Source organism: Marinobacter sp. LV10R520-4, from assembly GCF_002563815.1.
GTDB lineage: Bacteria > Pseudomonadota > Gammaproteobacteria > Pseudomonadales > Oleiphilaceae > Marinobacter.
The window spans coordinates 1,045,340-1,057,514 of sequence record NZ_PDJM01000001.1; the positions used below are offsets into that span (position 1 = coordinate 1,045,340).

At 56.0% G+C, this 12,175-nt stretch carries 9 protein-coding genes; 3 read left to right on the plus strand and 6 right to left on the minus strand.

The genetic code is table 11. The annotated features are described in order from the left end of the window. Window positions 1–46: 46 nt before the first annotated feature. Window positions 47–778, minus strand: a complete 732-nt coding sequence (locus tag ATG98_RS04940) for an SDR family NAD(P)-dependent oxidoreductase (protein ID WP_098419730.1) — start codon at window positions 776–778, stop codon at window positions 47–49. A gap of 200 nt (window positions 779–978) precedes the next feature. Here ATG98_RS04940 and tcdA point away from each other — a divergent pair, with 200 nt between their 5' ends. Next, window positions 979–1,770, plus strand: coding sequence for a tRNA cyclic N6-threonylcarbamoyladenosine(37) synthase TcdA (gene tcdA, locus ATG98_RS04945; protein WP_098421736.1), 792 nt, complete (start codon window positions 979–981; stop codon window positions 1,768–1,770). Window positions 1,771–1,801: 31 nt separating this feature from the next. Next, window positions 1,802–3,613, plus strand: a complete 1,812-nt coding sequence (locus ATG98_RS04950) for a cation:proton antiporter (protein WP_098422269.1) — start codon at window positions 1,802–1,804, stop codon at window positions 3,611–3,613. A 4-nt stretch (window positions 3,614–3,617) separates the two neighbouring features. Here ATG98_RS04950 and ATG98_RS04955 read toward each other — a convergent pair whose 3' ends face one another. Further along, the gene (locus tag ATG98_RS04955) at window positions 3,618–4,598 is read right to left on the minus strand and encodes an NADP-dependent oxidoreductase (protein ID WP_098422270.1); all 981 of its coding nucleotides are present in this window, start codon (window positions 4,596–4,598) and stop codon (window positions 3,618–3,620) included. Between the two features lie 127 nt (window positions 4,599–4,725). Next, complete coding sequence (locus ATG98_RS04960) at window positions 4,726–5,535, minus strand: alpha/beta fold hydrolase (RefSeq protein ID WP_098419734.1); 810 nt, start codon at window positions 5,533–5,535, stop codon at window positions 4,726–4,728. A 233-nt stretch (window positions 5,536–5,768) separates the two neighbouring features. Here ATG98_RS04960 and cls point away from each other — a divergent pair, with 233 nt between their 5' ends. Next, a complete protein-coding gene (gene cls, locus ATG98_RS04965; RefSeq protein ID WP_098422271.1) occupies window positions 5,769–7,199 on the plus strand; it encodes a cardiolipin synthase in 1,431 nt (476 codons plus the stop codon). Between the two features lie 21 nt (window positions 7,200–7,220). On the opposite strand, the gene ATG98_RS04970 is transcribed toward cls, so the two are convergent. Genes ATG98_RS04970 through ATG98_RS04980 form a run of 3 tightly spaced genes read right to left on the minus strand, consistent with a single transcriptional unit; the run spans window position 7,221 to window position 12,172 of the window. Then, window positions 7,221–7,838, minus strand: a complete 618-nt coding sequence (locus ATG98_RS04970) for a hypothetical protein (RefSeq protein WP_098422272.1) — start codon at window positions 7,836–7,838, stop codon at window positions 7,221–7,223. Window positions 7,839–7,886: 48 nt separating this feature from the next. Further along, the gene (locus ATG98_RS04975) at window positions 7,887–10,733 is read right to left on the minus strand and encodes a transporter substrate-binding domain-containing protein (RefSeq protein WP_098422273.1); all 2,847 of its coding nucleotides are present in this window, start codon (window positions 10,731–10,733) and stop codon (window positions 7,887–7,889) included. Between the two features lie 56 nt (window positions 10,734–10,789). Continuing rightward, on the minus strand, window positions 10,790–12,172 hold the full coding sequence (locus tag ATG98_RS04980) for a GGDEF domain-containing protein (protein WP_098422274.1): 1,383 nt from the start codon (window positions 12,170–12,172) through the stop codon (window positions 10,790–10,792). Window positions 12,173–12,175: the final 3 nt, after the last annotated feature.

The following is a 12,175-nucleotide window of genomic DNA, read 5'->3' on the forward strand; positions in this document are numbered from 1 at the left end:
GCAGGCTCTCGAATTAGTCAGACGGAATACCGGCGGCACACTGCTTTTACCAAGGCAGCGTGCTGCCGTCCCACGATAAAAAGCTGCCATTCGCTGATTCGTCAATTTGGTCAATCACCGCTAACAGGTTAGCCGCGGTTTCATCCGCATCGTGAACTTCTAGGTTAGCCAGCGATTGTGAAAAAGGCTCACTCAATGCTGAGCGGGTTGTGCCCGGATGTAATGCAATACAAGCCACCGGCGACATGCGCCTAGGTAATTCTACAGACAGCGTTTTTACCAGCATATTCAGTGCTGCTTTAGAGCTTCGGTAGGCATACCAACCCCCCAAACGATTGTCGCCGATGCCCCCTACCTTGGCGGAAATCGCCACGATGCGCTTTGCGCGCTTATGCCGCAGCCAAGGTAATAACGCTTGCACCAGCAATCCGAAACCACTGGCATTCACCGCCATCGCCCGCGCCAGAGAACTGGCCTGCAAATCTTCCAGGCGCTTCTCTGGTTTCATATTCGCTCCGTGCAGTATGCCCGCAGCGTAAATAATCATATCCAGCCCTTCTGCCTTTGGCACAACAGCGGCCAGTTCCGCGGCAATCTGATCCAGGGCCTCGGGTTTTTCTGCATCCCAGGCCAGTACCTGATGTCGCTCGCGCAGAACCGCTGGTGCTTTTTCCGGCTGCCGACACAGGCCAATAATCTCAACATCGGCCCGTGCCGCGAGTTTTTTGGCCAGGGCTGCGCCAATAGCGCCCGACACACCCGCAATCAAAATCCGCATAGTTGTTCACCAGGGTCAGTTTAAAAGAATTGTGCACGGCTGTTCATTGCCACACAGAGCAACGCCGAGCTTTACGCAATAACGTTATGCCGGCCATAGCTCAAAAGGTCAACATTCCGCGCTATTGCTTCATTATTCCAGCTTTTTTGTATCTGCCAGCGCTGGGTTACAATAGCAGCCTCAAGTCCAATGGAGAGATTATGAATGCCGACGATTACGCCTTCCGCTTTGGCGGCATTGAGCGCCTGTATGGACGCACTGCGCTTGAAGCCTTTCGCCAGGCCCACATTGCGATTGTCGGCCTTGGTGGCGTGGGTTCCTGGGCGGCGGAAGCTTTGGCGCGCAGTGGTATTGGCACTCTAACGCTGATTGATATGGACGATATCTGTGTATCCAACACCAACCGCCAGCTGCACGCGCTCAGTGGCCAATACGGTAAAACGAAAACCGATGCCATGGCCGAGCGTTTGCGGGCCATCAATCCTGCCGCGGATATTCGCACCCAGTTTGCGTTTATTACTATCGATAACATCCCGCAACGGATAACCGCCGACGTCACCGGTGTGATCGATGCGATCGACAGTGTGAAGCCAAAAGCCGCTTTATTGGCTTACTGCCAGCGCAACAAGTTGCCGATTGTGTGTGCAGGGGGCGCCGGAGGGCAAATGGACCCAACCCAGATCCGCGTGGCGGATTTAAGCAAAACCACCCAAGACCCACTGCTGGCCAAAGTACGCAACTTGCTGCGCCGGCAGTACGGTTTTTCCCGCAATCCGCAGCGGCGTTTCGGCATAGAAGCCGTATACTCGCTGGAACAGCTGACGTACCCCGCCGCCGACGGTACAACCTGCCTGCAAAAACCGGTTAACGCAGGCCCGGTTCGGCTGGATTGCGCCACCGGCTTTGGCGCCGCCAGCCCGGTGACTGCGAGCTTCGGGTTTTTTGCGGCCTCGCGGCTACTTAACAAAATCGCACAACGCGCCCAACCCTAATTCACGGAACCGATTTTTATGGCCGTAAGCACTGTTTTGCCAATGGCTGGCCTGGCGTGTACGTATGCCGGCCATACTGTTTTTGCTGGCCGGCGGTATTGCGTCGGGCCCGGTGCTGGGCTACTTGAATCCCGAAGATGTGTTTGGCGACCTGCTATTTCCAATGGTGTCGCTGGCTGTGGCCATTATCCTGTTTGAAGGGAGCCTGACACTGCGCTTTGCCGAAATTCGCGGCCACGGCAAAATGGTTCGCAATTTGCTCCCAATCGGGTCAATTGTTACCGGCACCATCGGCACCTTGGCGGCGCATTATATTCTGGGCATTTCCTGGGAAATCGCCCTGCTGTTTGGTGCCATATCGGTTGTTACCGGCCCTACCGTGATTGCGCCGCTGCTGCGCTCGGTCAGGCCCAGCTCGAAACTCGCGAATATTCTGCAATGGGAGGGCATTATTATTGACCCCATTGGCGCCCTGCTGGCAGTACTGGTGTTCGAGGGCATTGTGTCTTGGGGTCAGGGCAATGTATTTGGCCACTCCCTGTATATTTTTGCCAAAACCATCGCGGTAGGCACTTTTTTAGGTGCGGCGGCGGGCTACATGAACGGTCAGGTACTACGTAAACACTGGATGCCCCAATACCTGCACAATGCCGGCACGCTGACCTTCATGCTAGGCGTGTATGCACTGTCGAACGAACTGGCTCACGAATCCGGCCTGCTGACGGTGACCATCATGGGTATCTGGATGGCGAACATGAAGCAGGTGCCGGTCGACAGCATTCTGGAGTTCAAGGAATCCCTGAGCGTACTGCTGATTTCAGCACTGTTTATCATTCTGGCGGCGCGCATCGAATTTTCTGCCATAGCCGATTTGGGCTGGGGCCTGGCTTGGGTACTGGCCATATTGATGCTGGTAGCACGGCCTCTGAGCATTTTTCTATCGGCTGTTGGTACCAGCCTGAACTGGCGAGAAAAACTGTTCCTAAGCTGGATAGCACCGCGGGGCATTGTTGCCGCAGCGGTGTCTGCACTGTTCGCCTTCCAACTGCAAAAAGTGGGCTATGATGGCGCGGGTGCTCTGGTACCGCTGGTGTTCATGTTGATTATTGCCACCGTAACCATTCAGAGTCTGACCGCTCGGCCGCTGGCAAACCTGCTGAATGTAATGGAGCCGTCGGAGTTCGGGTTTCTGATTCTGGGGGCTAACCCGGTAGCGCGAATGATTGGCCTCGCTTTAAAGAAACACGAGGTGCCGGTGGTGCTTGCGGACACCAACTGGGAGAACGTGCGCCAAGCGCGAATGGAGAATCTGCAGGTGTACTTTGGTAACCCGGTGTCTGAGCACGCGTCTAACCAGCTGGATTTGACTGGAGTCGGCAACCTGTTGGTCATTTCACCCTACAAACACATGAATTCCCTGGCCACCTATCACTTTCTGGACTGGTTTGGTGACAACAGCGTGTACAGCCTGGCGGAAGGCGATCAGGACCAGAAAGCGCGCCATCAAACAGCCGAAAAAATCCAACAGACACGCGGCCTTTTCAACGGCGTCAGCTACGCCAAACTGGCCAGCTTGGTAAGCCAGGGCTACTCGGTAAAAACCACCGAGCTTAGCGATGAGTTCAGCTATCAAAACTTTCTGGACAAGTACCAGAGCCAGGCTCTGGTACTGTTTATGTTTGATGGTAAAGGCCGCATTACGCCGGTGAAATCCATGGACAAACTCAAGCCCGATGAAGATTCCACGCTGATCAGCCTGGTTCCGGCCCGCGCACCAAAAGAGCGCAAGGAACGCAAAGACCGTGATAACGCCGAAGGTAACGGAACCAATGGCGCAAAATAAACAATCAGTCGCGGCAGTCCAGTACCAGCTTGCCGCAAACGTGGCCGCCTTCAAGCAACTCGTGGGCGGCCGCTACCTCTGCCAGTGAAAACACCGTTTCGATATGAACGGTGACATCGCCGTCTTCAATCAGCTCGGCGATTTCCTCAAGATGAAACACATCCGGGCGCACCGTCATGCCATGAGCTCTCAGGCCCATGGCTTCGGCGGCACAGATAATTACATCTGCGGTCACCGTGGGCACCGTTACCAGCACACCTTTTTCACCCAGACAGTTTAACGAGCGCCGGCCAGCATCGCTGCCCACCAGGTCCAACACCACATCCAGGCCAAAACATTCCTGAGCCACGTCGGTGGTGGTGTAATCGATGATTTCGTGCACACCCAGGCGGTCTAGAAAATCGTGATGGCCCTTTGAAGCGGTCGCAATGACGTGGGCGCCTTGGGTCAGGGCAAATTGCACGGCCAAGTGCCCGACACCGCCGGCACCGGCGTGAATCAGAATTTTTTGCCCGGCCTGTAGGTCAGCCACCTCGAATAACGCCTGCCAGGCGGTCAACGCTGCCAAGGGCATCGCCCCAGCAGTCACCAAATCCAGATTTTCCGGCACAATGGCCAGTTCATCGGCTTGAGCCAGCGCGTAACTGGCGTAGCTGCCGCCCGTCAGGGCGAAACCTACTAGCCCCATCACCCGGTCCCCGGGTGCCAAGGTGGTCACATTGTCGCCCACGCTGACAACCTCACCGGCCAGATCATAGCCAGGCGTCCACGGCAGCAGCTCTTGTTCGCTCAGCTGCTTGGCCACAAAACCCAAGCCTTTGCGGGTTTTCCAGTCAATCGGGTTAAGCCCGGCCCCATGAACCTTGATCAGCACCTGGCCCGCCTGGGGCTCAGGCACTGGAGCATCAACAAGCTGCAAAACATCACGGTCACCAAACTCTTCGTAGACTACTTTTCGCATGCTGGTGTTAACGGCGTCTTCCATGGGGTGCTCCGGCAAAAGGGTCGGTCATCGTTCGGCAGGGATAATGGTAAACTCTGCACATTTCGAGTGTATCAGATAAGCCAGCGTGTCCTTTGACTCAAGACATCACGCTTAGCCTTATATTGACTCAATCGTCGGTAGCAAGAAAGTCCACACACAAGGTAGCAAAGGTGTCCGGTTTTTCGGCGTGCAGCCAATGGCCTGTCCCCTCAATCACCTTTACGCTAGCGTTAGGAAACAACTGCAAGATGATGTCTTTGTGCTTGCTTTGTAAATACGCCGAATCTGCGCCTTTAATAAACAGCACCGGCCCTTCGAACCCGCCTTCACCTTGCGGAGCATCGGTGAGCTCTGAATAGCAACGCTCGATTGTCGCCAGGTTCAGCAACCAGCGAAATACCGGCCCGCCTTCAATTGCCTGGTCCTTCGGAATACGTTCCAGATTTTTCAGTAGAAACTGGCGAACGCCGGCGTCGGCCACAAAGTTTGCCATCTGCCTGTCCGCCTCGGTGCGCGAGCTTACCGCGCTCAAATCCATGGCTTTAAGGCCTTCCAGAATGGCATCGTGGCGCGGCTTGTAAGCAACCGGCGAAATATCGGCAACAATCACCCGGTCAATTCGATCCGGCGCCAGTAATGCCAGCTGCATCGCCACTTTGCCACCCATGGAATGGCCCAGCACGCAGACGCGCTCAAGGCCCTGGGTATCCATGTAGGCCAGCACGTCCGCCGCCATGGTTGGGTAGTCCATCGTGTCGGTGTGGGGCGATTGGCCGTGGTTGCGCTGATCCAGAGCGTGGATCTGCCAACGGTCTTCCAAACGGCGGATTATTCCACCCAAATTGTCCAGCGAACCGAACAACCCGTGCAATACGATTAATGGCAAACGCCCGGATTCGGCCGGTCCGGCTTGGCGGGCATTGAGTTCAACAGTCATCAGAGATTTCCTTGCGGCGCTTTTGGCCGCTAGATTAGCACTGCAACAGCCGCATCGACAAAGATCCTGCACTTCTTAAATCGGCTGCACTATCTACGCACTATCTACGCACTATCTACGCAGGACCTCCACAGCACCCACGCAGTACCACAAATGTGGCGGATGATAGGCGCCATGCTATCTTGGCCCATTATAACGCTGCGCGTGCAGTGCCCACCAATACAGGAATCCAGATGCCCGAATTCTCACTGATTGCCGTTATTGTTGCTCTGGTGTATCTGGCATCTCTGGTGTGCATCTACCGGATTCTGATGACGTATCGCACGGCACAGGGGGCTTTGGCCTGGGTTATCGCCTTGCTGGCGCTGCCGTGGATTACTCTGCCATTGTTCTTGCTTATTGGGCGTTCACGCTTTGGTGGGTACGTTAAAGCGCGACGCATGGGCGACGAGGCGCTGACCAATCTGCTGAACCGGTTTGAACAGCAAGAAACCTCGTTACGCTCACCAGCGCACGAACATTTCAGTGACGAACTTCAGGTACTCAGCAAGCTGGCTCGCCAGCCGTTTACCGAAGGCAATCACAGCACTTTATTGCGCGACGGCGAAGCGACTTTCAACGCCCTGTTTGACTGCATGGAAAACGCCCAGCACTACATCCTGCTGGAGTTCTACATTGTGCGCTCTGACCGTGTTGGGCAGCGCATAAAGTCCATTCTGGAGCGCAAGCTGGCGGAAGGCGTGAAGGTGTGGTTTTTGCACGACAACATTGGCAGCTTTGGCTTGCCTCGCAAATACATCAGGGAACTGACGCAAGCCGGCGCCCACACCGCCGCCTTTGGCGATGGCAACGTGCGCCGCTGGCGCTTTCAGATGAATTTTCGCAATCACCGCAAAATTTTGGTGTGTGATGGCAAAGTAGGCTTTGTTGGCGGTATCAATCTGGCAGACGAGTATCTGGGCGCAGCTATGGACCAGGAACCCTGGCGCGACACCCACTGCCGTATTGAAGGCCCCGCGGTAACCGGGTTACAACTGGCTTGGCTAGAAGACTGGAACTGGGCCAGCGACACCTTTCCAGAGCTGAACTGGGCACCCCATCACAAAACCCCGGGTGACGAGCGAATTCTGATTCTGCCCACCGGACCCGCCGACCGCTGGGAAAGCTGTACGCTGTTTTTCCTCAACTGCATCAACAATGCCCGCGAGCGCGTGTGGATTGCCTCTCCCTATTTTGTGCCGGACCTTCAGATAATGAACGCTCTACAGCTGGCAGCACTAAGGGGTATAGACGTCAGAATTCTAATTCCAGAAAAATCCGACAGCCGCATCATTGGCCTGGCAGCTTATTCCTATCTGGTACAGGCCTGCCAGGCCGGCATTCAAATTTATCGCTATCAGCCCAGCTTCATGCACCAGAAGGTAATTCTGGTGGACGACCGCTACACCGCAGTCGGCACGGCAAACCTGGACAACCGCTCCATGCGCTTGAATTTTGAAATTACCGCAATCAACACATCAGGGAAATTTGTAAATGAAGTAGACGCGATGCTCACCGAGGACTTCAAACAGTCCCACTTGATGGACGAACGCGATTATCGCGACCGTTCCCTGGTGTTTCGCATTACCTGCCGCGCCATACGCCTGGCCGCGCCGCTGCTGTAAAGCAGCTGGCCGATGGCAATTTCAGCGCTGGTTATCGTTACTAGACGGCAATGGCTCTACGGTCAGGTGCGACGTGTCGGGCACGATGGGCGGTGGCAATTCTTCTTTGCTGCCGATATCACTGCCGGCCGGTGCCAGGCTCCAGGCATCAATATGATCAAAACTCGGAACCTTAACCGACACGGATTCGACTAAAGTTACGCCCGGTGGATCCAGAGTCAGCGCAGAACCCGCCAGCACCGCATCGGTGCGCTCGCCAGCGATGGGTAAACCACCGGCGCTCGTCTGATTTACCGCGAAGGGGCTGCTGGCCTGGCGCTGGGGTGGCTGGGAAGAAACGGCTGACTGGGAAGCCGCTGCTGACGGCGGTGCAGGGTTCGCCTGCTCTGGTTGCGTCTGCGCGCCGGCTTGCCCTTGCGCCATGGCCTGAACGTACGCCCGCATGCCGTGCTTTTGCAGCAGAGCGCGGTATTTTTCAGCCTGGGTCTGGTCTAGCTGGTTGCGAATAACCACCGGCTTACCGCTGAACATGCGCTCAAGCTGGGTGTCGTTGGCCTTGAATAATTGACGCGCACTGCTGCGAGCTGTGACAAGATCGGTGCCTGCAACACACTCGCCTTTGAATATCAGCTGGAACATATGCCGCTACCTCTGCTATTGAATCAGAATAACGTGTTAACCCTGCCCTTAACCCTGGCCCAGCAGGCGCGGGAACAACTCTAATGAATTATTCACCGCGTCAAGGTTAAAGGCCAACACATCTGACAGCAGCTTTTCGCTGTAACTGGATACCGAGTGCGAACGGTAGCGTTGGCCCCAGGCCACCAGGCGTTCAGCGAAATCGCGCATTTTCTCCGGATCACCGCTTTTGCGCACGCTTTCCCACTCGTCACCGAAATCTTCCGCCAACTGCTGCCGCAACCAACCCCGCTCCTGCATACTCAACGTCTGCGCCAGCAGGCGCTCACCTTCTTCCGGTTTGCCTTCTTCCTCGACTTCTTCGCCGGTTGAGGCCACATCCGGAAGAATCAGCTTGAACACTGAACCTTCCTCCAGGGTGCTTTTCAGGGTCAGTTCTCCGCCCATCATCAGCGCCAGTTTACGGCTGATGGCCAGCCCCAGGCCAGTGCCGCCATAGCGCCGCGAGTTCTGGCCCTCCTGCTGCTCAAAGGCATCAAAAATTCGCTCTTGCTGATCAGTCGCGATACCAATTCCGGTGTCAGTGACGGTGATTTCCAGCCGGTAACGCGGGTGCTCGGGTTCTCCGGGTTTGGTGCCCGGCGGATAGCTCTGCTTTGGCAAAGGGCTCGCCTTGGCGCGTACCGTCACCCCACCCTCGTGGGTAAATTTTATGGCGTTACCCGCCAGGTTGAAAAGCACCTGGCGCAGGCGGGTTTCGTCCAGCATCAGCGCTGCAGGCATTTTTTTACCCACGCTGACCTCAAGGGTAACGCCTTGGTCCCGGGCACGCAGGTCAAAAATGTGCAGCACGTCGCTGAGCATCCTGCGCATGGACACCGGCGCATAATCCAGCCGCATTTTTCCTGCTTCAATTCGCGACAAGTCCAGAATGTCGTTAATCAGCATCAGCAAAGCGCGGCTACCGGCGCGAATGGCGTCCAGATAATTGCGCTGCTGTGGGTCTGTTACCGTATTGCTCAACAAATCGCTGTAGCCGATCACCGCGTTCATCGGGGTGCGAATCTCGTGGGACATGTTGGCCAGAAATTCACTTTTTGTCAGACTAGCGGCTTCCGCTTCCCGCGCCAACCGCTCGGCTTCGAGCTTAGCCGCCCGCAGTTCATCTTCACTGCGCCGCAGTGCGTTTTCCGAGCGGATTCGCTCATCCACTTCCCGCGACAGTTTGCGATTCCAGTACAAGAATATCAGCACCACCACCACCGCCAGTAGAATCACCCGGCGCACCACGGTGTAATCGGTCGCCTGTTCGATATCCAGGTGAATCCAGCGGTTATAAATGGATTCGGTTTCCAGGCTTTCCATGCTGCTCAACGCTTTGTTGAGGATGCGCTGCAAATCCGGATTGTCTTTGCGCACCGCCAATCGCAATTCGTACTCATAGGGCGTCACGCTGGTAATGCGCAGGTTGGTTAATCCCAGGCGGGTCACGGTGTAACTGACCGCCGGAATGTGCGTTACCATCACGTCCAGATCGCCGTTCGACAGCGCCAGCAAGCCCTCTTCCACGTTGGTCATGGGGTAAATGTTCAGATTCGGATGATTAATCAACAGGTAATCGTGAGCGGCATGGCGATTCACCACCCCCACTTTTTCCTGGCGTAGTTCACGCAAATCGCCGATGAAACGGCCGTCGTCGCGGATCGCCAGAGCAATAGGTACGGTCAGGTAGGGCCGGGTAAACAGAAAATCCTGTTCTGTGCGGGGGGTGCGTGAGATGCCCGGTAAAATATCCACTTCGCCGGTTTTGAGCTGTTCTTCAGCCTGCAACCGGCTAATCGGCATGGTGTTCTGAAAGCGCACGCCCAGCTTGGCTTCCAGCCGCGACATTAAATCCGGTACCAGGCCAGCGGGTTTTCCATCTTGCTGAAACTCGAAGGGTGGCCAGTCTGTGCGGTACGCCACGACCAAATTAGCGTTGTTCTTGAGCCAGGCCAAATCCCGCGCCGACAGGTCGTTGCCGGGCTTTTCTTGGGGCGGCACTTCCGTGGTCAGCCAGGCTTCCAGCACCTGGCGGTGCTCGTTACGATCAATGCGGGCTATGGCGTCGTTGAGCAGTCGTAACAGGGGTGCGTCAGCTTCACTCGCGGGCAACCGCAACACAACATCAATGGTTTTCTGGTCTGGCAGGACAGCCAGGCTAATGCCATTCACCCGCGCCGATTGCAGATAATCCGATACCACCGGCACCGGCCCCAGAAACCCCACCGCCTGCCCTGATAACACCACATTCACCGCCTCGGCAACGTCGGCCACCATAACCGGCTCAAAGTTTTCAACGGGGTCTAGCAGCGGGTATTGATTCACATCGTTGCTAATCACCGCAACCCGGCTGTTTTCCAGGTCTGCCAGGCTGCGAATAATGCCGTCACCGGCGCGAGCGAACAGGCCGTAGGTTAACGACATCAAAGGCTGGGTATGAACAAAATCGGTGGCTGGCGGTGCATCGCTGAAACGGGTCACCAGTGCGGCATCTACGTCACTACCTGGCGACCGCGGTTCTACCGGCACACCCAACTTTATTGACAGTTTGGCCAGGTAATCGATATAGATCCCTGCCAAAGAGCCACTCCCGGTATTGAACACCAACGGCACCTGCTCCGCCTTAACCGACACGGTAACTCGCTCGTGTTCGGCCAGCCATAGCCGGTCGGGGCTTGCGGGCGCCAGGCCCTGGGGTGGTTCAAAGGCAGGCTCAGATTCGTTAAAGGAGTTATCGCTGGCAAGCGTTGCGGCGGCAACCGAAGCACCCGGCTCATCCGCTGGTTCGGCGCGCAGCGGAGTATGAAGCCCGCTTAACAGCCAACACAAAAGTAAAACATGCGCAGCCTTCACTAAGGTTCCTCAAAGGATTGGTTGAGCTGAACGCAATAACAGCCGGCTTGGCTCGATTATTCCGTGCTGATCTTGACCTGGTTGCGACCGGCATTCTTGGCCATATAAAGCGTGCGGTCAGCGCGTTCGAACAGGGTGTCTTCGTTATCGCCACTTCTGATGCTCGCAATCCCTGCCGAAAAGGTAATGGTAACCGGCTGATTGCTGAAGTGAAACGGCAACTTGGCGACATTAGCGCGCAAGCTGTCTATTACTTGCTTGGCCTGGGTATCTGTGGTTTCCGGTAGCAACACCACAAATTCCTCACCGCCAATACGGGCGATAAAGTCTGTCGAACGCAGTCCTTTTTTCAATTCTCGCGCCAGCAGTTGCAGCACCCTATCGCCCGCCTTGTGGCCGTAAGAATCGTTAATGCGCTTGAAGAGGTCGATATCGACAATGGCAATTGTTATTTCACCTTTATAACGCTGCCACCGCTCGACCTCGAATTGCAGGCGGTCGTGCCAGGAGTCACGGTTTGGTAGCTGGGTTAGCATATCGGTATTGGCGCGCCGGCGCTCTTTAACGACCTGTTCGCGCATCAGCTCAGACTCGGTTTCCATGGTCACGACTTTCTGCTGCATGGCTTCCAACTGAGTCGCCAGGGCTTTTTCACGGTCACTTTCCCGCTCGCGAAACTGGACGACTGACTGGGCTATATCGTCCAAGTGAGCAGTCACAGAATGTTTCAGCTGCCCTAGGTTACTACTGCTCTGAATATGTTCGCTCAGGCGCGTGATCCCGCCCCGCAAATCCCGGCCCAACGCCTCTGATGCACTCAACCGGCCGCTTTGTGCCGACGTGTGCGCTACAAAACTCTGGCGCAGCACGGCAAGGCGATCGTCAAGCTGTTGAATAAATTCATCAAACTGGGCGCGGCATTGCTTAATGGCCAGCATCACCAATTCAGCCACATCGCGCAGACCTTTACGCAACGCGCTCCATTCTTCGCTGTAGAGCAGAATCTGCTGCAAAGCGCGGGCCTTTTTTTCCGCCTCCGCGCCTATCGGTACCTCACTGACGATTTGCTCCACTAACTGGCCAACCCGGCGTGCAATACGCAGGCGTTCGCCGTCTTGGCCGAGGTCCATAGAATCTGCAGCAGAGCCTTCACCAGAACCTTGTGAAGCAAATTCCGCTTGCTCTAGAAGCACCATCTGGCGATCAATCTTTGTTTGCAACAACTGCCAGTGCTCAACGTCGATAGAGGGGCTACGCACCTGATCACGAACGTTATCCAATAGCTGGTCCAGCTCGCCAGACTGCCCCTTCAGACCCAAGCTGGTGCGCACCAACATGCGCTCAAGCAGCATGCGGTGCTGTTGCCACTGTTGCTCGCGGTGTTCGGCCGCATCCAACTCCCGTAGATACTTGTCTTTCCAAGACAACTCTGCGCTCATTGG